23 protein-coding genes are annotated in these 19,773 nt (G+C 61.5%); 11 read left to right on the top strand and 12 right to left on the bottom strand.

Annotation, left to right across the window (positions count from 1 at the left end):
- Positions 1–9: 9 nt before the first annotated feature.
- From JMV15_RS03675 to JMV15_RS03660, 4 genes are all read left to right on the top strand, one after another.
- Entirely contained in the window at positions 10–696 is a 687-nt protein-coding gene (locus JMV15_RS03675; protein WP_003189610.1) for a spermidine synthase, read from the top strand.
- Between the two features lie 89 nt (positions 697–785).
- Positions 786–1,160 (top strand): YajD family HNH nuclease, encoded by a 375-nt coding sequence (locus JMV15_RS03670; RefSeq protein WP_014717487.1) that lies wholly within the window; start codon positions 786–788, stop codon positions 1,158–1,160.
- A 160-nt stretch (positions 1,161–1,320) separates the two neighbouring features.
- Positions 1,321–1,788, top strand: a complete 468-nt coding sequence (locus tag JMV15_RS03665; protein WP_014717486.1) for an RNA methyltransferase — start codon at positions 1,321–1,323, stop codon at positions 1,786–1,788.
- Positions 1,789–1,855: 67 nt separating this feature from the next.
- Positions 1,856–2,206, top strand: a complete 351-nt coding sequence (locus JMV15_RS03660; protein ID WP_019818260.1) for a YgaP family membrane protein — start codon at positions 1,856–1,858, stop codon at positions 2,204–2,206.
- A 65-nt stretch (positions 2,207–2,271) separates the two neighbouring features.
- Here JMV15_RS03660 and JMV15_RS03655 read toward each other — a convergent pair whose 3' ends face one another.
- Both JMV15_RS03655 and JMV15_RS03650 read right to left on the bottom strand, forming a co-directional pair.
- The gene (locus tag JMV15_RS03655) at positions 2,272–3,492 is read right to left on the bottom strand and encodes a hypothetical protein (RefSeq protein ID WP_019818261.1); all 1,221 of its coding nucleotides are present in this window, start codon (positions 3,490–3,492) and stop codon (positions 2,272–2,274) included.
- Positions 3,493–3,505: 13 nt separating this feature from the next.
- Positions 3,506–3,955, bottom strand: coding sequence for a YcgN family cysteine cluster protein (locus JMV15_RS03650; protein ID WP_003172524.1), 450 nt, complete (start codon positions 3,953–3,955; stop codon positions 3,506–3,508).
- A 153-nt stretch (positions 3,956–4,108) separates the two neighbouring features.
- Here JMV15_RS03650 and JMV15_RS03645 point away from each other — a divergent pair, with 153 nt between their 5' ends.
- A complete protein-coding gene (locus JMV15_RS03645) occupies positions 4,109–4,702 on the top strand; it encodes a nitroreductase family protein (protein ID WP_003189601.1) in 594 nt (197 codons plus the stop codon).
- Positions 4,703–4,826: 124 nt separating this feature from the next.
- Here JMV15_RS03645 and JMV15_RS03640 read toward each other — a convergent pair whose 3' ends face one another.
- From JMV15_RS03640 to JMV15_RS03620, 5 genes are all read right to left on the bottom strand, one after another.
- Entirely contained in the window at positions 4,827–5,759 is a 933-nt protein-coding gene (locus tag JMV15_RS03640) for a D-2-hydroxyacid dehydrogenase (RefSeq protein ID WP_019818262.1), read from the bottom strand.
- Between the two features lie 107 nt (positions 5,760–5,866).
- Complete coding sequence (locus tag JMV15_RS03635; RefSeq protein ID WP_014717482.1) at positions 5,867–6,160, bottom strand: YcgL domain-containing protein; 294 nt, start codon at positions 6,158–6,160, stop codon at positions 5,867–5,869.
- Positions 6,157–7,290: a ribonuclease D gene (rnd, locus tag JMV15_RS03630; protein ID WP_014717481.1), complete on the bottom strand. Its 1,134-nt coding sequence runs from the start codon at positions 7,288–7,290 to the stop codon at positions 6,157–6,159. The genes JMV15_RS03635 and rnd overlap by 4 nt, the downstream gene beginning before the upstream one ends.
- Positions 7,291–7,412: 122 nt before the next feature.
- On the bottom strand, positions 7,413–8,012 hold the full coding sequence (locus JMV15_RS03625; protein ID WP_014717480.1) for a class I SAM-dependent methyltransferase: 600 nt from the start codon (positions 8,010–8,012) through the stop codon (positions 7,413–7,415).
- A gap of 98 nt (positions 8,013–8,110) precedes the next feature.
- A complete protein-coding gene (locus JMV15_RS03620) occupies positions 8,111–9,481 on the bottom strand; it encodes a glutamine synthetase family protein (RefSeq protein WP_014717479.1) in 1,371 nt (456 codons plus the stop codon).
- A gap of 364 nt (positions 9,482–9,845) precedes the next feature.
- Here JMV15_RS03620 and JMV15_RS03615 point away from each other — a divergent pair, with 364 nt between their 5' ends.
- Positions 9,846–10,619 carry a transporter substrate-binding domain-containing protein gene (locus JMV15_RS03615; RefSeq protein WP_014717478.1) on the top strand — a complete coding sequence of 258 codons (774 nt, stop codon included), beginning with the start codon at positions 9,846–9,848 and terminating at the stop codon, positions 10,617–10,619.
- Between the two features lie 93 nt (positions 10,620–10,712).
- Here JMV15_RS03615 and cynR read toward each other — a convergent pair whose 3' ends face one another.
- A complete protein-coding gene (gene cynR / locus JMV15_RS03610) occupies positions 10,713–11,564 on the bottom strand; it encodes a transcriptional regulator CynR (protein ID WP_038449450.1) in 852 nt (283 codons plus the stop codon).
- Between the two features lie 113 nt (positions 11,565–11,677).
- On the opposite strand from cynR, the gene JMV15_RS03605 reads away from it, so the two are divergent.
- From JMV15_RS03605 to JMV15_RS03595, 3 genes are read left to right on the top strand one after another with little or no spacing between them, the layout of a single operon-like run.
- Complete coding sequence (locus tag JMV15_RS03605; RefSeq protein WP_038449448.1) at positions 11,678–12,319, top strand: carbonic anhydrase; 642 nt, start codon at positions 11,678–11,680, stop codon at positions 12,317–12,319.
- 28 nt (positions 12,320–12,347) lie between these two features.
- Entirely contained in the window at positions 12,348–12,818 is a 471-nt protein-coding gene (gene cynS, locus JMV15_RS03600) for a cyanase (RefSeq protein ID WP_014717475.1), read from the top strand.
- Between the two features lie 55 nt (positions 12,819–12,873).
- The gene (locus JMV15_RS03595; RefSeq protein WP_038449446.1) at positions 12,874–13,713 is read left to right on the top strand and encodes a cache domain-containing protein; all 840 of its coding nucleotides are present in this window, start codon (positions 12,874–12,876) and stop codon (positions 13,711–13,713) included.
- Positions 13,714–13,769: 56 nt separating this feature from the next.
- On the opposite strand, the gene JMV15_RS03590 is transcribed toward JMV15_RS03595, so the two are convergent.
- The gene (locus JMV15_RS03590; protein ID WP_069868317.1) at positions 13,770–15,287 is read right to left on the bottom strand and encodes an MDR family MFS transporter; all 1,518 of its coding nucleotides are present in this window, start codon (positions 15,285–15,287) and stop codon (positions 13,770–13,772) included.
- Between the two features lie 66 nt (positions 15,288–15,353).
- On the bottom strand, positions 15,354–16,538 hold the full coding sequence (gene pobA, locus JMV15_RS03585) for a 4-hydroxybenzoate 3-monooxygenase (protein ID WP_172832688.1): 1,185 nt from the start codon (positions 16,536–16,538) through the stop codon (positions 15,354–15,356).
- 189 nt (positions 16,539–16,727) lie between these two features.
- Between pobA and JMV15_RS03580 the strand changes: the two genes are divergently transcribed.
- Positions 16,728–17,603, top strand: a complete 876-nt coding sequence (locus tag JMV15_RS03580) for a helix-turn-helix domain-containing protein (RefSeq protein WP_014717471.1) — start codon at positions 16,728–16,730, stop codon at positions 17,601–17,603.
- Here JMV15_RS03580 and JMV15_RS03575 read toward each other — a convergent pair.
- A complete protein-coding gene (locus tag JMV15_RS03575; protein ID WP_003189580.1) occupies positions 17,596–17,775 on the bottom strand; it encodes a hypothetical protein in 180 nt (59 codons plus the stop codon). The two genes, JMV15_RS03580 and JMV15_RS03575, sit on opposite strands and share 8 nt — an antisense overlap.
- A gap of 100 nt (positions 17,776–17,875) precedes the next feature.
- The gene (locus tag JMV15_RS03570) at positions 17,876–18,781 is read right to left on the bottom strand and encodes a LysR family transcriptional regulator (RefSeq protein WP_014717470.1); all 906 of its coding nucleotides are present in this window, start codon (positions 18,779–18,781) and stop codon (positions 17,876–17,878) included.
- A 105-nt stretch (positions 18,782–18,886) separates the two neighbouring features.
- On the opposite strand from JMV15_RS03570, the gene JMV15_RS03565 reads away from it, so the two are divergent.
- Positions 18,887–19,753, top strand: a complete 867-nt coding sequence (locus JMV15_RS03565) for an MBL fold metallo-hydrolase (protein ID WP_019818268.1) — start codon at positions 18,887–18,889, stop codon at positions 19,751–19,753.
- Positions 19,754–19,773: the final 20 nt, after the last annotated feature.

Genomic DNA, 19,773 nt, shown 5'->3' with positions numbered 1-19,773 from the left:
GAGATTTCCATGAAACGTTTCGTTCTGCTGGACACCACCCCAATCCCCGACAACGGCGGCGCCTTGTGCCTGTTCGAATACGGCGAGGACTTTGTCATCAAGATCCAGGGCGGTGACGGTGGCCAGTTGATGAACACGCGCATGCACGGCTCCGAAGATGCCCTGGCGGAGATTCCCTGCCGCAAAGTGGCCGGGCGCCCGGGTTCGCGGGTGCTGATCGGCGGCCTGGGCATGGGCTTTACCCTGGCCGCGGCGCTCAAGCATTTGGGCAAGAGCGCCGAAGTGGTGGTGGCCGAACTGGTGCCCGGCGTCGTGGAGTGGAACCGGGGGCCGCTGGGGGAGAAATCCGGACGCCCGCTGCTGGACCCGCGCACCGTGGTCCGCCAGGAAGACGTGGCCAAGGTACTGCAGGCCGAGCCCCAAGGCTTTGACGCGATCATGCTCGACGTCGACAACGGCCCTGAAGGGCTCACGCAAAAGGCTAACAGTTGGTTGTACTCGGCCAGTGGCCTGGCCGCGTGTGCCAAGGCCCTGCGCCCCAAGGGCGTGCTGGCCGTGTGGTCGGCCAGCGCCGACAAGCTGTTCAGTGACAAACTGCGCAAGGCCGGCTTCAAGGCCGAAGAAGTGCAAGTATTTGCCCATGGCAACAAGGGTACGCGGCATACCATCTGGATTGCAGAGAAGCTCAAGGGCTGATCGCGGTTGATTCAATCGCGCCAATCCCCTGTGGGAGCAGCTAGAATCAACCTTGTCCGTGAACCACCCAATAATAGCCAGGAGCCATGATGAGCTCGAACAACCCGCCCTCCCACACCGCCAAGCTGGACCGCATCCTTGCCGATGCCCAGCGCGACCGCGAAATGGGCTACCGCGATAAAGCCTTGAAGATGTACCCCCACGTGTGTGGCCGCTGCGCCCGTGAATTTGCCGGCAAGCGCTTGAGTGAACTGACCGTTCACCACCGCAACCACAACCATGATGACAACCCCCAGGACGGTTCCAACTGGGAGTTGCTGTGCCTGTACTGCCACGACAACGAACACTCGCGCTACACCGACCAGCAGTACTTCGGCGAAGGCTCCACCAGCAGCCCGAGCATTGCCAAGGCGACGCACAACCCGTTTGCGGCGTTGGCGGGGTTGATGAAGAAGGACGACTGAAGCTTTTCTTTGCCTGTTCCGGCCTCATCGCAGGCAAGCCAGCTCCCACAGTAGGAATGCATTTCCCGGTGGGAGCCGGGCTTGCCCGCGATGACGATCGTCCAAGCACTGCATCCCCCCAGGCCGTATAATCGCCGTTTTTCTCAAGGCACCCTTCCCCGTGGGCAATAAACGCTACAGTTGCATCGGTCTGTACAACCCCAAATCCCCCGAAAACGTCGGCTCGGTGATGCGTGCCGCCGGCTGTTACGGCGTGGCCTCGGTGTTCTACACCGGCGTGCGTTACGAGCGCGCCCGGGATTTCATCACCGACACCAAGAAAGTGCACCACGATATCCCGCTGATCGGCATCGACGACCTGAAAAAGATCCTGCCCTTAGGCTGCATCCCGGTCGCCGTGGAATTGGTCGACGGCGCCCGCCCGTTGCCTGAATACACCCACCCCGACCGCGCGCTGTATATCTTCGGCCCCGAAGACGGCTCCCTGGACAAAGAGATCCGCGACTGGTGCGAGGACGTGGTGTATATCCCCACCACCGGCTGCATGAACCTGGCGGCCACGGTCAACGTGGTGCTCTATGACCGCCTGGCCAAGGGCAACAACACCCGTTCGGGCCCCAAGTACTGACATTGCGGGAACATCCGGCACATGCGCGCAGTCAGCTAGTAACACTTGCCCTTGTTGGAGACTGATCATGAGCGACAGCAAAACCTTGCGACCTATCATCGAAGCCACACCGTTGAAGCCTCAACCCACCCAGAACGTGCATGGCTGGGAGCGCATCGGCTCGGTGGCCGGCGGGGTAATGATGGTGGGTAAAGGCTTGCGCCGTGGTGGGATTTTCGGCTTGATCCAGGTGGCGATTGGTGGCGTGGCACTGGCCCGTGGCTTTACCGGGCACAGTTCGCTCAAGGACAAACTGGAACAGGGCCGCCAGGAAATGAACAGCGTGCGCACGAAAATCGAGCGCGCCGGGGAAGAGTTGAAGAACCTGAAGACCAAGGCTGAAGTGGCGGCTGAAAAGGCGGTGAAACCTAAAGCCTGATCCCTGTCTTCAAGACTGTGAAGATCTAAAATGTGGGAGCTGGCTTGCTCCCACAGTTTTGTTGCTCAGCGCAGTAATTTGGAGTCCAGTACCACCGAAGACTCACCCATCACACTCTCGGCCAACTGCACGAACTCTTTGGTGTTGATGCTGTTCACCCGCATCACTGCCTGCGCCAGATCGTCCAGGGAGCGCTTGTTGTGGGTCTTCACGCGGATCTCACGGTCCAGTTCCTGCAATACCACCACCGAACGCGCCAGCGTCGCGCCGTTGACGTGCTCGCCTTTGAGGGTGCTGACGTCTTTGCCTTCTTTGGTCAGCCGTGCCTGGATCGCCGCATAGCGCTCATCGGTAATACCGCCGGCACGCCGCATCAACTCGATTGCGTAGTACTCGCCCAAGCCCTCGCTGATCCAGTCACTGCTGTCGTGGTCATTAAAGCGCCCGATGGCCTGCACCACTTCGCGCAGCAACGGGCTGCTGCCATTTTCGCCAACCAGCGGCGTGCGGCTGTTGAGGTAGATCGAATCGCGTAACGAATAAGCGCCCCGCCGCATCGGGTCACTGGCACCGACAATCAACAGTTTGCCAGGATGGCGCGGGAACGCGGCCTCCACCTGGGGCCAGACAAACGTCAGTAACGTCAGCACGTCCATGCGGCGCATCCCCTGGCCCTTGGGCGAGGCCACGGTGACGTCGGTATCACCCAGGCGCAGGCGGCGGCTGCCGAGGTTGCCCGCCAGCATCCAGCCGGTGGGGCGGTCGAACAGGCGGGACACGTTGTCGATGCGGAATTTGTTCTGGCCGATGCGCGGCCAGGCGGTTTCGACGCTCTTCCAACCCGTCGGCAGTTCAAACATCAGGCGTGAGACCAGTTCGACGCCGTCTTGCTGGTCGAGACGGGCGGCCGGCACCAGGTCTTCGCCGCGCAGTAACGCCCAGCCGGGCGTGATGCGTGTGTCATACACGCCGGGCTTGCGCGCATGGGCCAGGCGCACCCGGTAGGTCAGGCTGGCCTTGTCGGCACTGGGTTGCCACAGGCCACGGTTGCCCGTGATTTGCCACTGGCCATCGGCCTTGAAGTCGCTGTAGTCACCGTCGCGGCCCAGGTCGAAGTTCAGGCTGCGCACCGCCGCGCCTTGGGACAGGCTGACGCGCACCTCGGCCTGCTGGCTTTGGGGCAACAGCTTGACGTGGTAATCCAGGTCGACTTTCTTCGCGCACCAGCCCGGCCCGCTCAGCGCCAGCACGACCAGGCCCGCTGCCCACTTGGCGGCCACCTTCATACACACTCCTCGTTCAACCCGCGCGGAAAATCAGGTAATCCTCCCAGTCGTCCTCGGGCACGCTGCCTTCGCTGAGCATGCGCCCGGACTGGGAAATGCGTTCATGGTGCACCGCGTCACGGTCGCCGCAGACCAGGTGATGCCACAGCGGCAAGTCCTTGCGCTCGCTGACCAGGCGGTAACCGCAGGTCGGTGGCAACCATTTGAATTGGTCGGCCTGGCCCGGCGTGAGCTGGATGCAATCAGGCACCGAGGCACGGCGGTTGGGGTAATCGGTGCACTGGCAGGTTTTCAGGTCGAGCAGTTTGCAGGCGATACGCGTGTAATAGACGCTGTTGTCGTCCTCATCCTCGAGCTTTTGCAGGCAGCACAGGCCACAGCCGTCGCACAAGGACTCCCACTCCTCTTGGTCGAGGTGCTCAAGGGTTTTGCGTATCCAGAAAGGTTCGACTTTGGCGGCCATGGCTCTGCATCAGTATCGGAAGGTGAAAAGGCCGCCAGTCTAGTGCCCAAGCCCGTTGGGGCCAAGCGCTTACGACTGACGGTGTTGCAAGACTTGTCAGGCCTGGGTGGGCGCAGTAGTTTTGAATCCCGGTTTTTTCATCAGGGTCTGTCCATGAGCAATAACCCCCGCGTTGCCGATTATCCGATCCACACCCAATTTACCGAGCGCTGGTCGCCCCGCGCCTTTACCGGCGAGAGCATCCCGCAGGAGACGCTGCTGAGTTTCTTCGAAGCGGCACGCTGGGCACCTTCGGCCTACAACTCGCAGCCGTGGCGGTTTCTGTATGCGCGCCGTGACACGCCGGATTGGGAGCGTTTCCTGGGCCTGCTGAATGAATTCAACCGCAATTGGGCGCAGCATGCGTCGGCTCTGGTCATTATCGCGTCGAAAACCGACTTCATCGCCCCCGGCGCCACAGAAGAAACCCCGGCGCTGTGGCACACCTTCGACACCGGCTCGGCCTGGGGCCACCTGGCGCTGCAAGCCAGCCTCAGTGGCTGGCACACCCACGGCATGGCCGGCTTCGATCAGGAACTGACCCGCAAGGAGCTGAAGATTCCCCAGGGTTATGCGCTGCATGCGGCCGTGGCGGTGGGCAAGCTGGGCGACAAGTCGAGTTTGCCGGAGTACCTGCAAGGGCGCGAAATGCCGAGCCCGCGCAAGCCGTTGAGCGAGCTGGTGTCCGAGGGTGACTTCAGTCTCTAAGACTTGCATACACTCAATGTGGGAGCGGGCTTGCTCGCGAATGCGGTGTGGCAGCCACCCAATGTGTTGACTGATCCCCTGCATTCGCGAGCAAGCCCGCTCCCACATTTTTTTCCGCGTTTTGTCAGTAACCGCGCTCGAAATCCACTTCCCCGCGCAGCGCTTGCTTGGCCTGATACGCCCGCAGGTTCTGCACAAACAACGCCACCATCATCGGCGGCGAGGTCGGGGCCGAGCTGTGCCCGGTCAACAGCAAACCCCACGCCGTCCAGAACGGATGGCGTTGCGGCAAGGGCTCCTGGCGGCACACGTCGATCACCGCGCCGGCCAGGTGCCCTTCTTTGAGCGCCTCGACCAGGTCGGCGTCCACCACCGCCACGCCGCGTCCGACGTTGATAAACAAACCGGTGGGTTTGAATTGTTTGAACAGCGCCGCGTCGTACAGGTCATGGGTATCAGGCGTGTTGGGCAGCAGGTTGATCACGTAATCCACCTCCCCCACCAGCCGGCCCAACTGGTCGAGCCCCGCCACTTCGATAAACGGTGCCTGCTCGCGGGCCTGGCTGGCGATGCCATATAACTGCACGCCGAACGGCAGCAGAAACTCGGCCACGCTCTGGCCAATGTCACCGGTGCCGACGATCAGCGCCTTACGCCCCGCCAGGCTCTGACCCATGCGGTTATCCCATTTGCGCTCCACCTGGCTGACCAACCGCGCCAGCACTTCGCGCTCGTGGCCCAGCATGTAGGTGAGGACAAACTCGGCCATGACCTGGCCAAAAATGCCTACCGCGCGGGTCAGCCGATAGTCGCGTGGCAAGCCGTCGGCCAGCAGTGGCGTGATGCCCGCCCACGTCGATTGCAGCCATTGCGGATGATGGCCCTGGCGCAGCAGGGTCGCCAACAGATCGGGCTGGCCCAGCCACACCGGACAGTCGGCGGCCAGGCGCGAGAGTTCGGCCGAATCGCCGCTGGTCAGCACTTCGAGGTCTGGGGCGGCGTCCCTGAGCAATTGGGCGTAGAGCGGATGATCCTGTTCAGCAATCAGAACACGCATGGTTCAAACCTTTGAAAAAACAGTGCAGACGGCCGCCCGCATCCTTACGGCCACCGTCCTCTAATACGATTCCATTGAAACTGTGCCCTGAGCCGGGCACGGGTCGATCACATCGGGTCGTTGCGGCGCAGCAGCTCTTCGGGCAAGTGCTCGATGTACTCGTCCTCAGCTGGCGGCATTTGTAGGTGGTAGCCCTGCTTGTCGAGGTTTTCCAGCACCACGGTGATGTCTTCGCGCGACAGCTTGCGCTCAGGCGTCAGCACCATGTCAAAGGCGTGATGCGCCTTGCCGAAGGCTTCCATCAACGGCTCGGGTACGCGCTCCAGGGCATCGCTTTTGAGCACATAGAGGTACATGCCGTCTTTTTTCTTGCTGCGGTAGATGGAGCAAATACGTTTCAAGGCTGTTCTCCGGCATTGGCCAGGCTGTCGAGCAACGCCTGGCCCATCAACTCGCGGCGCCAGCCACGCAGCGAGTCTGGCAATTGGTAAGGCCCATCGGGGTAGCCACTTTTAACCAGGGCTTCGAGGGTTTTCTTGCGCAGCATCAGTTCCGGCGCCATGTCCAGGCGCTCGGCGAAAGTTTGGCCCAGGGCCCGCAGTTGCTTGATCAACGCGGCAGCGTCCACGGGTAACGGCTCAGCCACGGCAGGCGGCCATTGGTCCATGGGCACGCTACCGGTGCGTTTGATCAGGTCCAGCAAAAACTGGCCGTCCTGGCGCACGGTGCGCGGGTGCATGTCTTCGATCTTGCCCAGGGCGGCGAGGTTATCCGGCTGGGATTTGGCCAGGGGCCACAACGAGTGTTCGCGAATAATACGGTTGCGCGGCAAGTCGCGAGCACGGGCCTGCTGCTCGCGCCAGGCGCACAGTTCACGCAACACCGCGAGTTGGGCACGGGACAATTTCCACGCCAGCTTGGCGTCGCGGTACACCTCGTAGGGGTCGATCTCGCGGCGCAGGTTGGCCACCAATTCGGCGCCGTCTTCCAGTACCCAGGCGTATTTGTCATCCGACAGTTGCGGGCGCAGACGGGTGTAAACCTCGGCCAAGTGCACCGCGTCTTCGGCGGCGTAGCTGATCTGCGTCTCCGACAATGGCCGCTGCAGCCAGTCGGAGCGGGTTTCACCCTTGGGCAACTCGATATCCAACACCGCCTGCACCAAGCGCGAATAGCCCATGGAAAAACCGAGGTTGAGGTAGGCCGCTGCCAATTGGGTGTCGAACAATGGCACCGGCAAGCTGCCGGTCAGGCGCGACAGCACTTCCAGGTCTTCACTGCAGGCGTGCACCACCTTGATCACCGCTGGGTTCTCCAGCAAGGCGGCCAAGGGTTGCCAATTGTCGATGGTCAGGGGGTCGATCAGGTAAGCGCGCACGCCATCACCGATCTGGATCAGCCCGGCAATAGGGTAAAAGGTGTCGACCCGCATGAATTCGGTGTCGAGGGCGACGAATGGCAACTGCTGCCATTCGGCGCAATGCTGGCCGAGGCTATCGTTGTCGCAGATCCAGTGAATATCGATGGCCACACGGCTCTCCCTTGAAGAATGGCGCGCAGTATATATCGCGAAAGGGGCTTGCGAGCATCCGCAGTGCACACGCCATCATGAAAACTCCGACAGGAGATGAAGAATAGTCCGACAAAGGGGCGTTATCCTCTCTTACGCAAAACGTAGACGCACCATCGCCGCGAGCCCGGCAGGAACTCTTGGTAATTGAGGATTTTGAAGCCGGCTTGCCGAAACTCGCTCTCTACGGGCGTGCCCACGTTCACGGCAACAATCACCGTGTCGCGGCTGACGCGGTGAAACTCGTGCAATAACATGAGCCGCGCATCACTGTCGGGCACATGGCGAAACAAATCCAGGCAAAAAATGCAGTCCACCGCATTCGCCGAAAGGCCAATGGAAAACGCCGAGCCCTGGAATGTTTTGACACGCTTGAGCAACCCGCCGGGGTGATGGGTGCGCGCGTGATCGAGCATCGCCTGGGAGTTGTCCGAGGCCAGTATCACGCGGTTGACGTGTTCGGCCAGCACCGGCCAGAAGCGCCCGGAACCGCACGCCAGGTCGAGGATAAGCCCTGGCTCCCCCGCCACCTTCAGGGCTTGGCGTACCAACCGCGCATCGCGCCACGCCGACAGGCGCTGCAACAGCCTGGGCGGACGCGGGTCGCCACAGCCCCTGGCATGCTCACGGTCATAGCGCTCGGTGAATTCGGTCTCGATGGAGGATGGAGGTTGTGGCGACATCGCGGGCTCATGTGAATGAAACGGTAGTAAACGACCTTGATTCGCAGCTTAACCGCCGCAACGTGAAAAAAAGGTCGAAAGCCCCCCACTAAAACCGGTCACGCTTGATGCAAGTACCAGCGCCAATCCTGCTCCCCTACCTCGCCCATAAACTGGCGGTATTCGGCACGTTTGACCGCCAGGTAAACGCCGAGGAATTGGCGCCCGAACGCATCCGGTGCCCAGCGGGAGGTTTCCAGCGCGCGCAAGGTGGTCAGCCAGTCGGTGGGCAACAGTTCCTTGGCCTGGGCGTAGCCGTTGCCTTGCACCGGGGCGCCAGGGTCGAGCTGTTCGCGGATGCCTCGATGAATGCCGGCCAGGATCGCGGCGGCCGCCAGGTAGGGGTTGGCGTCGGCCCCGCAGATGCGGTGTTCGATATGCCGCGATTGTGCCGGGCCACCGGGCACTCGCAGGCTGACGGTGCGGTTGTCCACGCCCCAGGTGGCAGCGAGCGGCGCATAGCTGTTGGTTTGGAAGCGTCGATAAGAGTTGGCGTTGGGGCAGAACATCAACAGTGAATCGAGCAAGGTGCTGAGCATGCCGCCCACGGCCTGGCGCAGCAGTGGCGTGCCGTCGGCCGCTTCACTGGCAAACAGGTTATTGCCCTGGGCATCGGCCAAGCTGACGTGCATGTGCATGCCTGTACCGGCCAGGTCGTCAAACGGCTTGGCCATGAAACAGGCGGTCATTCCATGTTTGTGCGCCACGCCCTTGACCAGGCGTTTGTAGCGCACGGCTTCGTCCATCGCCTGCAGCGCGTCGGTGCGGTGTTCGAGGGTGATTTCCACTTGGCCTGGCGCGTACTCGGAGATGGCCGTGCGCGCCGGAATCCCTTGCAGTTTGCAGGCGCTGTAGAGGTCGGCAAGAAACGGCTCGATCTGCTCCAGCTCGCGCAGGCCGTACACCTGGGTCGAGCGCGGACGCTTGCCATCCACATCCCGCGCCGGTTGTGGGCGGCCGTTGCTGTCGGGCTTCTGGTCGAGCAGATAGAACTCCAGCTCCGCCGCCATCACCGGGTAATAACCGTCGGCCTTGAGCGCCTCGATAACATTGGCCAGCAGGTGCCTGGGGTCGGCCACGGTGGCGGGCAGGCCTTCGGTGGGGTGCATGCTGACTTGCACCGCCGCGGTGGGGATCAAGCGCCATGGCATGCGCTGCAAGCTGCCGCTGATCGGATAGGCGCGGCAGTCGATATCCCCCACCTCCCAAACCAGCCCGGAGTTTTCTACGTCATCGCCATTGATAGTCAGGCCGAGGATGGTGCTGGGCAGAGGCCGGCCACTTTCGTACACCGCCAGCAGTTCGTCGCGGTGCAGCAGCTTGCCGCGCGGTACGCCGTTGTTATCGAGGATAAACAGCTCGAACATCTCAATGTCGGGGTTCTGTTCAAGGAAGGTCTGGGCTTCATGCAGGCGGGCAAAAACACTCATGGGAATTCTCATACGTTTGCGTCAGGCAAGCGCGCAGGCGCCGCCGGGCAGATGCGCACAGGTGCGCGTCATCCATGGGGTAGATCAACGTAGGAGAGAGGTATCTGGCGGGCGCGCGTGTCGGCAATGGAACAGAGCCCAGAACGCAAGCGCAGACGGCAATGTCGCGGTGTGAATGTCGGGGCAAGCGTGCATGCGCGCTTCACAGTGATAGAAAGACTTGAGCGTCACACGCGGGGATACGCGGGTAAATTCAGGCTTGACGGAGTTTGGTTGCAGTTTGGCTAAACATTCACCGCGCCTTGCCACCCTGCCCTGTGCTGGAAATAATGAGCCCCCGACCGTGCCCCAAGGATTCGACCCCATGAAAGCGCCTCTGGCCCTCTGTGTGCTGGCAAGCCTGGCCACTGTCGCCCAGGCCGACACCGCTGCATCTCGCCTTGACGACGTGATTGCGCGCGGCACCCTCACCGTGTGTACCACCGGCGACTACAAGCCTTACACCTCGCTGCGCAGCGACGGCGGCTATGAAGGCATCGACATTGCCATGGCCGAGTCTCTCGCCAAGAGCCTGAACGCCAAAATCACCTGGGTGCCTACCACCTGGAAAACCCTGATGCCGGACTTTCTCGCCCAACGCTGCGACATCGCGGTGGGCGGTATTTCCGTGTCGTTGGAACGTCAGAAAAAAGCCTTCTTCAGCCAATCACTCGGAGTCGACGGCAAGATCCCGCTGGTGCGCTGCGCCGACGTGCAGCGTTACCAGACGGTGGAGCAGATCAACCAGCCCCAGGTGCGAGTGATCGAACCAGCGGGCGGCACCAACGAAGTGTTTGCCCGTGCGCACTTGGGCCAGACGCAGATTCGCCTGCATGACAACGTGACGATTTTTGATGAGCTGCTGGCGGGCAAAGCCGATGTGATGATTACCGACGCCAGCGAGGCGCGTTATCAGCAGAAGCTCAAGCCTGGGTTGTGCGCGGTCAACCCGGAGCAACCGATGCAGTACAGTGAAAAAGCGTTTTTGTTGCCGCGCGATGATGTGGCCTGGAAGAGTTACGTAGATCAGTGGTTGCATTTAAGTGTAGCGACGGGGGCGTATGCGGGGATTGTGGGGCAGTGGTTGGCTGCGCCTTGAATGCGGGGTGTCGGGTAGATCGGCGTTGATTGTCCGGCCGTCATCCCAGGCAAGCCAGCTCCCACATTTGGATCCTGGGGCGTCAGCCCGGCCCTACGCCTTGATCAACGCTACAAACGCCGCACACGCAGCGCTGCGATACGCGCCCTTGCGGCTCAGCAGTGCCGCGGTGCGCTGCGGCAACGGTGGGGCAATCGCCACGGCATGCAGGCCTGCCTGGGCCTCGGCCAGTGCGCGGGGCAGGATGGTTGCCAGGGGCGTGCTGCGCACGATTTCGATAATCGCGCTGATGGAATTGGCCTCCACGGCAATCTGCGGTTTAACCCCTTGCTGGTGGCAGTAGTCGTCGATGTAGCGGCGGGTGGCGAAGCCTGTGTTCAGTAGCACCAGAGGCTGTTCGAGCCAGGCCGGTTGTGTGCGTTCGGGGTGACTGGCACTGACGACCAGGCTCAGCTCTTCGACAAACAGCGCCTCACAGTCGATCTCCAGCCCATGCTCGCCGGTAAAGCCGATGCCGATATCCAGCAGGTCCTCGCCCAGCGCGGCTTCGATACGGTCTTGGGTCAGTTCCTCGATGCTCAGGGTGATGCCCGGATACAGCTGGTTGAAACGCGCCAGCAATGGCCCGATCAGGTAGGCGGTGAAAGTCGGCGTCATGGCCAGGCGCAAATGCCCTCGGCGCAGGTCCTGCACGTCATGTATCGCGCGGGTGCCGGCTTGTAGATCCTGCAAGGCCAGCCGCGCATAACGCACATAGGCCTGCCCCGCGTCGGTCAGGCTGACACTGCGCCCGGAGCGGTCCAGCAGTGGCGCGCCCAGGCTTTCTTCCAGTTGCTTGATCTGTTGCGACAAGGTCGGCTGCGACACGTGCAGCGCCTCTGCAGCCCGCGTGAAGTTGCGGTGCTCAGCAACGGCCAGCAAGTAACGGATATGACGCAACAGCATGGGCAGCGCTCCAACTATAGGCATGACTTATAGAAAGCATAATAAACCGGTCTTGGACCCTATAGCCAAAAACTCCCATCCTTGCCCCCATCAGCGACGCAAGGAGAACCACCATGCATCATCTCATCGACGGCTTTCGCAAATTCCAACGTGAAGCCTTTACCCCTCGCAGTGACTTGTTCAAACACCTGGCGACCACGCAAAGCCCCGGCACCTTGTTCGTGTCCTGCTCTGACAGCCGCGTAGTCCCCGAGCTGTTGACCCAGCAGGAACCCGGCGACCTGTTCGTCATCCGTAACGCCGGCAACATAGTGCCGTCCTACGGCCCGGAGCCGGGAGGTGTGTCGGCCACAGTCGAATATGCCGTAGCGGTGCTGGGCGTCAGCGACATCGTGATTTGCGGGCACTCGGACTGCGGCGCGATGACTGCAATTTCTACCTGCAAATGCCTGGACCACCTGCCCGCCGTGGCCAACTGGTTGCGCCATGCCGAGTCGGCCAAGGTGATCAATGCCGCCCGTACGCATGCCTCGGACGCTGCACGCCTGGATTCATTGGTGCGCGAAAACGTGGTCGCCCAACTGGCCAACCTCAAGACTCACCCTTCGGTCGCCCTGGCGCTGGAACAAGGCCGGATGAACCTGCATGGCTGGGTGTACGACATCGAAACCGGCGGCATTGACGCTTTGGACGGGCACACCGGGCGCTTCGTCTCCCTGCTCGACCACCCCAGCACCCGCGCCCACGCCGCCTGAACCCTAATCAACCCAAGAGGACGTCACCATGTTGCAATCCCAATTCGCTCAAACCCCACGCCTGGCCCTGGCCGACACCGTTATCGACCTCAAGGCACGCAAAAACCTGTCGTGGCAGGACCTCACCGACGGCACCGGGCTGAGCCTGGCATTCGTCACCGCAGCCCTGCTCGGCCAGCACCCGCTGCCCAAGGAAGCGGCCGACATCGTGTGCGGCAAACTCGGCCTTGACGAGGACGCCAGCCGCCTGCTGCAAAGCGTCCCACTGCGCGGCAGCTTCCCGAGCGGTGTGCCGACCGACCCAACCATGTACCGTTTCTATGAAATGCTGCAAGTCTACGGCTCTACCTTGAAGGCCCTGGTGCATGAGCAATTCGGCGACGGCATCATCAGCGCCATCAACTTCAAACTGGACATCAAGAAAGTCGAAGACCCGGACGGCGGCTCCCGTGCGGTCATCACCCTGGACGGCAAATACCTGCCGACCAAACCCTTCTGATTCGCCGCCAACCGTCTACGCTCTTGGCACACCAACAAGAACGAGGGACGGGTAAATGAAGAGACTGCTCCGATTCACCTGGCTGCTGCTGTTGTGTTGCAGCCAGGTGCATGTCGCCACGGCACAGGAAGCGGATGCCCAAGCCGCCAAGGCCCTGCTGGAAAAGGCCTTGGCGTACTACCACAAGCAAGGTGACAAGGCGTTCGCCGCCTTCAGCCGTCAGGGCGAGTTCATCGACCAGGACCGTTATGTGTTTGTGGTCGATACAAAAGGCGTACTGCTGGCCAGTGGCGGGCCCTCCTCCGCGCTCATAGGTCGCGATGTGTCCGAGGTACTCGGACCGGATTTGCGCCAATCCTTCAAGGACGCGCTCAAGGTGCCCGAAAACCAGGGTATCCAGCAGGCTGACTACCGCTGGCAGAACTGGAATGACGGCAAGGTCGAACATAAACACGTGTTTTATCAGCGCGTGGGCGAACGCATCCTGGCGGTCGGTTATTACTTGCCGCGCGCCACACCGGAACAGGCACGGGCGCTGCGCAACAAGGCGGTGGAGGCGTTGGTCAAGGATGAAGCCGGCACGCTCAAGGCGATCAACTCCTTGCAAGGCGGCTTCCTGCAAGATGATCTCTACGTATTCGTGGTGGACCTGAACACGCGGCGCTACGTCGCCCATGGCACCAACCTGCGCCTGATCAACACCGATTTTGCCAAGATCAAGGACCCGGATGGCAAACCGGTGGGTGTGCCGATCCTCCAGATGATGGCTGAACAGGACCAGGGCGAATACAAATACCGCTGGAAAAACCCGGTGACCGGCAAGGTCGAGAACAAGCATGCCTATGTGCGCAAGAGCGGGCATTTCATGGTTGCGGTGGGGTATTACAGCCCCTGATCCTGATCATTCCCACGCTCTGCGTGGGAACGCCGCCTGGGACGCTCCGCGTCCGCTTATCTAACTTTGTCTTCACGGCCGCGCAGTACCCGATTCGGCATCGCTATCGCAGCGGCCAACCCCAGCAGCGACACCGCCGCACTCACCATCAGCAAATGCCGGAACGTCACCGCCAGCTCGCCGCGCAACGCATCTTGCGCCGGGCCGGGTGCGGCGTTGAGGCCGTCGAGCAGCACGTTGCCGGAACTGCCTTCGGCCACCAGTGCGCCGCTTGCCAGATGGGCGAAACTGGAATCGTGTAACAGCGCCAGCAGCAACGCCGACATGCAGGCCACCCCCACTGCCCCGCCCAGGGAGCGAAACAGGTTGGTGGTGCTGGTGGCCACACCGATATCCCGCTGCTCCACCGAGTTCTGCGTCCCCACCAACGAGGTCGGGAACTGCATGCCCGCGGCGATACCGCACAACAACATGAAGACGCTGGTGAGCGCCACCGCCTGGGGCGCGCTGTAGGCCATGCCGAGAATCGCCAGCGGGCTCAACACTGTGCCGCTGAGGATCATCGGTTTATAGCGGCCCGTCACCGAGGTCATGCGCCCGGCAAAATACGCGCCCATCGGCAAGCCCATCGCCAAGGGCAGCAAGTGCAGGGCCGCGCTGTCGGCACCGGCGCCGGTTACGGTCTGGTAGCGCAGGGGCATCAGCACCGTCAGGGAAATCGCCTGGAAGCTAGTGATGAAAATCGTGCACCAGCACAACACCGCACTGCGGTTGGCAAACAAGTGCATCGGCAACAGCGGTTCCCGTGCGCGGCGTTCGTGCCACACAAACACGCTTAACGCCAGCAGTGCGCAGGCCAGCAACCCCAGCACTTGATCGTCACGCCACGAATGGCCCTGGCCGATTTCGGTGATGCCCAGCAACAAGGCGGTGAGGCCGACGATCATCAGCACCGTGCCGAGGTAATCGATGATCGGCTTGCGCTGCGGCACCGGCAGCCCCACCAGGGTGCGATGGGCCACGTACCAGGCGCCGACGCCCAGTGGCAGGTTGATCAAAAACACCCAGCGCCACGACAGGTACTCGGTCATATAACCGCCCAGCACCGGCCCGGCCACGCTGGCCACCGCGTACATGCTGCTGAAATACCCCTGATAACGTCCCCGTTCGCGGGGAGGAATAATGTCGCCAATGATCGCCTGGCTCACAGAGACCATCCCGCCAGCGCCGATGCCCTGCAGCACCCGCGCCAGCACCAGTTGCTCCATGCTTTGCGCCAGGCCGCAAAACAACGACGCCAGGGTGAACAGGCCCATGCCGATGAGCATCATGGGCCGGCGCCCATACAGGTCACCGAGCTTGCCGTAGATCGGCACCGCCACGGTCATCGCCACCATGTAGCCGGAGATCACCCAGGCCAGCAGGTTGACGTCATGGAACTGTGCGGAAATGGCCGGCATGGACACGGCGACAATGGTCTGGTCCAGGGCACCCAGGAAGATCGCCATCATCAGCGCGACCAGGATACTGCGCACGGCGGGAACGGTTGGAGCGGGCTGATTGAGGTGAGTCACGGCAGAACCTTCGAGCAGGGCCCACAGGCAACGGTCACCGGTGGGAATGCTCGATACGATAGCAGGCTATTCGATAGGCTCGTAAGGAAGGCCGACGTAATTTTCTGCGATGGTTTTGCGCCCGGCCTGGGAGTGGATGAAATAGTCCAGCTCGCTCTCGGCAATGCGCTGGCTGAAGGCGTCCGCCTGGGGAAACTGATGCAGCATCGAGGTCATCCACCAGGAAAACCGCTCGGCTTTCCACACTCGGCGCAGACAGATTGCCGAGTATTTTTCCAGCAAGTCCAGGCGCCCTTCGTGGTACACCTTGAGCAAGATGCGAAACAAGGTGCTCACATCACTGGCCGCCAGGTTCAAGCCCTTGGCACCGGTGGGCGGCACAATGTGCGCGGCATCGCCGAGCAGGAACAGGCGCCCGTACTGCATGGGTTCCACCACAAAGCTGCGCAGCGGCGCGATGCTTTTCTCGATCGACGGGCCGGTCACCAATTGTTCGGCCAATGAGCCGGGCAGGCGGCTCTTGAGTTCATCCCAGAAACGTTCATCCGCCCAGTCTTCCAGCTTCTCTTCGACCGGCACTTGCAGGTAGTAACGGCTGCGGGTCGGCGACCGCATGCTGCACAGCGCAAAACCCCGCGCATGTTTGGCGTACACCAGTTCGGCATGTACCGGCGGCGTGTCGGCCAGCACGCCCAGCCAGCCGAAGGGGTAGACGCGTTCGAACACCTTCAGCGCTTGCGCCGGTATCGACTGGCGGGCCACACCATGGAAACCGTCGCAGCCGGCAATGTAGTCGCACTCCAGGCGGTAGGCTTGGCCTTCGTGCTCAAAGGTCAGCCACGGCTGTTCACTTTTCAGGTCATGGGGTTGAACATCGGAGGCTTCGTACAGGGTGATGGCACCGGCGGCTGCGCGGGCGGCCATCAGGTCGCGGGTGACCTCGGTCTGGCCGTAGATCATCACCGACTGGCCGCCGGTCAAGGCCTTGAGGTCGATAGAGGTGAGTTGGCCATTGAGGGCAATATCAAACCCGTCGTGCACCAAACCTTCGGCGTCCATGCGTTGGCTGACGCCGGCTTCGCGCAGCAGGTCGACCATGCCCTGTTCCAACACACCGGCGCGGATACGGCCTTGTACGTAATCGGCGCTCTGGCGCTCTAGAACGAGGGTCTGGATGCCAGCATTGTGCAGCAGTTGGCCGAGCAGCAATCCGGAAGGACCGGCACCGATAATGGCGACTTGGGTTTTCAGGGTTTTCATTATTTTTATGACCTTCAAGCTTCACGCGAACGTATGGAGTGAAAGAGTTGTCATTGCTCTTGTGGCTGACATTTTTCACTTGAGTGAGGCTCATAAGAAGGTGAAAACTGCGTCAAAACCTGTGCTTTTCGCCAATCGGGGCGATTACCGAACCACTATCCTGAGTATCGGATTGAAACCATGACCAAAACCGCGATTCCGGTCTTCAAGCTTTACGGGGAAAGCCAGCAGTGGCCGACTCCCGATTTGTTGCACTGCGAAACCATTTCCCGGCGCAGTCGGGAATACCAGTGGGAAATCCAGCCCCACCGGCACGCGGACCTGTGCCAGTTGCTGTATGTGCACAAAGGCCAGGCACAACTGGAAATCGAAGGCCAGCGCACCACGCTCAATGAGTCGAGCCTACAAGTGCTGCCACCGCTTTGCGTGCACGGCTTTCGTTTTTCCGAGGATGTGGAAGGGTTTGTGGTAACGCTGTCGGCACCGCTGGTCAGCCACTTGCAGGCGCAACTGGGCTCTACCGTCGATGGCCTGCACACACTCGGCAGCTACCCGGCGGGCAAGGACAGCGATTACTTGAACAGCCTGTTCGTACGTTTGCAGGACGAATACGCCGATGACCAACCGGCACGGGACATGATGCTGCACGCCCTGGTCAGCGTGTTATTGGTGTGGGTCAGCCGCCAGGCGATCCAGCGCCGCCACCCACGGGCGCCACGGGGTCGTGAGTACTTTCGGCGGTTTACGCAACTGGTCGAACAGCATTACCGCGAACACCCCAAGATTGAAGACCTGGCCCACAAGCTGGGTATCTCGGTCTCACACTTGAACGGGACGTGTCGGGAGTTGGGTGGGCAACCGGCGTTGCAGATCATGCATGACCGCCAGTTGCTGGAAGCCAAGCGCCTGCTGACCTACACCAGCATGACCATCAACGAGATGTCCGAGGTGCTGGGCTTTTCCGACCCGACCAATTTCTCACGGCTGTTTCGCCGCAGGGTCGGTTTTTCACCCAAGGCGTTTCGTGAACAACTGAAGGCAGAGCAGCCTACCTGAGCGCACTGAAACTGCCGGTGCGGGGAACGCATTGGTCCTGATGGCAGCTGATGGCGAATGCCGCCGGCTGCATGCGTGTTTGCTCGACGCGGTAGGCGGCAGTCCCATACAGCGCTGTCGCCAATGCGCAGAGGGTGAAAATCGTCAGGTACTTTCTGGTTTTGATGCTCATGGCACAGACCTCTGAACGGATCTACAGGGTGCTGTTTAAAGCATAGGTCAGTCAGGGCAACTTGCCATGATGCGCTGCCATTCAGCGCGCTTATTTCACCTCAGAGCCCTATGTCCCAAACCGGCTCTTCGGGAAACCGCAGCACCAGGAAATCCAGGAGGCTACGCAGCGCCGAAGGCATGTGTTTGCGTGAGGCGTACACCGCATAGATATTCATCTGTCGCGGCTCGGCGTGCGGCAGCAAGCGCACCAACTCCCCACTGCGAATCAGCTCGCCGGCCTGATAACTGGGCAGCATCGCCACCCCTGCCCCGGCCAGCGTCACGCGCATTAACGTGCTGGCTTCGTTGGCCGTGATATTGCCGTGGACCGGCACCGACACGTGCTCTCCGTTTTCTTCGAAATGCCACAGACTCTTGCCGAAGTAAGAGTGGGTCAGGCAGTTGTGCCGGGCCAGGTCTTCGACCTTCTGCGGCGCCGGATGCTCGCGCAGATAAGCCGGTGTGGCGCACACCACCGAGCGACATACGGTCAGGCGCCGGGCGATCAGGTTGGGGTCCAGATCGTTGCTGGTGCGGATCGCCAGGTCGATGCGTTCGTCCACCAGGTTCACCGTGCGATCAAGCATCTGCAAATCCACCGTCACCAGGGGGTAAAGCTTGACGTATTCGGCAATCGCCGCGCCCAGCTGCGCCTGGCCGAACGAAGTGCTGACGCTCAGGCGCAACAGGCCTCGGGGCGCATCATCGGGCTCGCTGACGGCGGCCTGCATATCACCGCACAGTTCCAACAATTGCCGGCAACGCGGCAGCGTTTCTCCGCCGGCGGCGGTGAGGCTGAGCTTGCGCGTGGTGCGGTGCAGCAGGCGTGCGCCCACCCAGTCTTCCAGCTCGGCCAGGTAGCGCGAGACCACCGGGCGCGACAGGTCAAGGTGGTCGGCAGCGGCGGATTGGCTGCCCAGGTCCACCACGGTGACAAACACGCGCATTGCTTGAAGACGATCCATGATTTGCCCGATTTTAGAAACAAACTATGTCCCAGCATCGCATTTTTTGTCGTGTTTTATGCAACTAAGCTCTGTACATCCCTTACCGATGGCAGGAGCTGCCCGATGTTCTCGACCTTCAAACGCTTGACCCTGGCCACCGCCGCCCTGGCCTTCGCTGCCCACGCAGCAGCGGCAGAGCTGAAACTCGACGTGTACAACCCAGGCGAAGCCGCGATCTTCCCGGTCAGCTCGGTGCTGGTGAGCGGCGAGAAAGACGCGATCCTGGTGGATGCGCAATTCGGCAAAGGCCAAGCCGAGCAACTGGTGCAGAAGATCCGCGCCAGCGGCAAGCACCTGACCACCATCTACATCAGCCATGGCGACCCGGACTACTACTTCGGCCTCGACACCCTGACCGCCGCCTTCCCCGACGCCAAAGTGCTGGCGCCACAGCCAGTGGTGGACCATATCAACGCCACCGTCGCCGACAAGCTGGCCTTCTGGGGCCCGAAAATGGGCGCCGACAAGCCGGCCAAGACCCTTGTGCCGCAAGTGCTTAAAGGCCACAGCCTGACCCTGGAAGGGCAACAGCTTGAAGTGGTTGGCCTTGACGGCCCGCAGCCAGATCGCAGCTTTGTGTGGATTCCGTCGATCAAGGCCGTGGTCGGTGGTGTGGTGGTCGCTGAAAACATCCACGTCTGGATGGCCGATACCCAGAGCGCGCAATCCCATAAAGACTGGCTGGCTACCCTCACGCGCATTGAAGACCTGAAGCCGAACACCGTGGTGCCGGGCCATTACCTGGGCACGCCATCGCTGGCCTCGGTCACCTTCACCGCCGATTACATCAAGGCCTTCGACCTCGAAACCGCCAAGGCCAAGGACTCCGCCGCCCTGATTGCGGCCATGAAAAAACGCTACCCCACCCTCGCCGACGAAAGCTCGCTGGAACTGAGCGCCAAAGTCGCCAAGGGCGAAATGAAGTGGTAACTGGCTTTAAACCTTAACCC

This window comes from Pseudomonas paracarnis, assembly GCF_904063055.1.
In the GTDB taxonomy this organism is placed as follows: Bacteria; Pseudomonadota; Gammaproteobacteria; order Pseudomonadales; family Pseudomonadaceae; genus Aquipseudomonas; species Aquipseudomonas paracarnis.
Note: the sequence above shows the minus strand (reverse complement) of the source record. Positions and strands in the feature narration are given on the sequence as shown.

Excerpts from the sequence above, each read along its gene's own strand:
- JMV15_RS03675 (WP_003189610.1), top strand. The coding sequence starts at position 10 with ATGAAACGTTTCGTTCTGCTGGACACCACCCCAATCCCCGACAACGGC.
- JMV15_RS03670 (WP_014717487.1), top strand. The coding sequence starts at position 786 with ATGAGCTCGAACAACCCGCCCTCCCACACCGCCAAGCTGGACCGCATC.
- JMV15_RS03660 (WP_019818260.1), top strand. The coding sequence starts at position 1,856 with ATGAGCGACAGCAAAACCTTGCGACCTATCATCGAAGCCACACCGTTG.
- JMV15_RS03655 (WP_019818261.1), bottom strand. The coding sequence starts at position 3,492 with ATGAAGGTGGCCGCCAAGTGGGCAGCGGGCCTGGTCGTGCTGGCGCTG.
- JMV15_RS03650 (WP_003172524.1), bottom strand. The coding sequence starts at position 3,955 with ATGGCCGCCAAAGTCGAACCTTTCTGGATACGCAAAACCCTTGAGCAC.
- JMV15_RS03645 (WP_003189601.1), top strand. The coding sequence starts at position 4,109 with ATGAGCAATAACCCCCGCGTTGCCGATTATCCGATCCACACCCAATTT.
- JMV15_RS03640 (WP_019818262.1), bottom strand. The coding sequence starts at position 5,759 with ATGCGTGTTCTGATTGCTGAACAGGATCATCCGCTCTACGCCCAATTG.
- JMV15_RS03625 (WP_014717480.1), bottom strand. The coding sequence starts at position 8,012 with ATGTCGCCACAACCTCCATCCTCCATCGAGACCGAATTCACCGAGCGC.
- JMV15_RS03620 (WP_014717479.1), bottom strand. The coding sequence starts at position 9,481 with ATGAGTGTTTTTGCCCGCCTGCATGAAGCCCAGACCTTCCTTGAACAG.
- JMV15_RS03615 (WP_014717478.1), top strand. The coding sequence starts at position 9,846 with ATGAAAGCGCCTCTGGCCCTCTGTGTGCTGGCAAGCCTGGCCACTGTC.
- cynR (WP_038449450.1), bottom strand. The coding sequence starts at position 11,564 with ATGCTGTTGCGTCATATCCGTTACTTGCTGGCCGTTGCTGAGCACCGC.
- JMV15_RS03605 (WP_038449448.1), top strand. The coding sequence starts at position 11,678 with ATGCATCATCTCATCGACGGCTTTCGCAAATTCCAACGTGAAGCCTTT.
- cynS (WP_014717475.1), top strand. The coding sequence starts at position 12,348 with ATGTTGCAATCCCAATTCGCTCAAACCCCACGCCTGGCCCTGGCCGAC.
- JMV15_RS03595 (WP_038449446.1), top strand. The coding sequence starts at position 12,874 with ATGAAGAGACTGCTCCGATTCACCTGGCTGCTGCTGTTGTGTTGCAGC.
- JMV15_RS03580 (WP_014717471.1), top strand. The coding sequence starts at position 16,728 with ATGACCAAAACCGCGATTCCGGTCTTCAAGCTTTACGGGGAAAGCCAG.
- JMV15_RS03575 (WP_003189580.1), bottom strand. The coding sequence starts at position 17,775 with ATGAGCATCAAAACCAGAAAGTACCTGACGATTTTCACCCTCTGCGCA.
- JMV15_RS03570 (WP_014717470.1), bottom strand. The coding sequence starts at position 18,781 with ATGGATCGTCTTCAAGCAATGCGCGTGTTTGTCACCGTGGTGGACCTG.
- JMV15_RS03565 (WP_019818268.1), top strand. The coding sequence starts at position 18,887 with ATGTTCTCGACCTTCAAACGCTTGACCCTGGCCACCGCCGCCCTGGCC.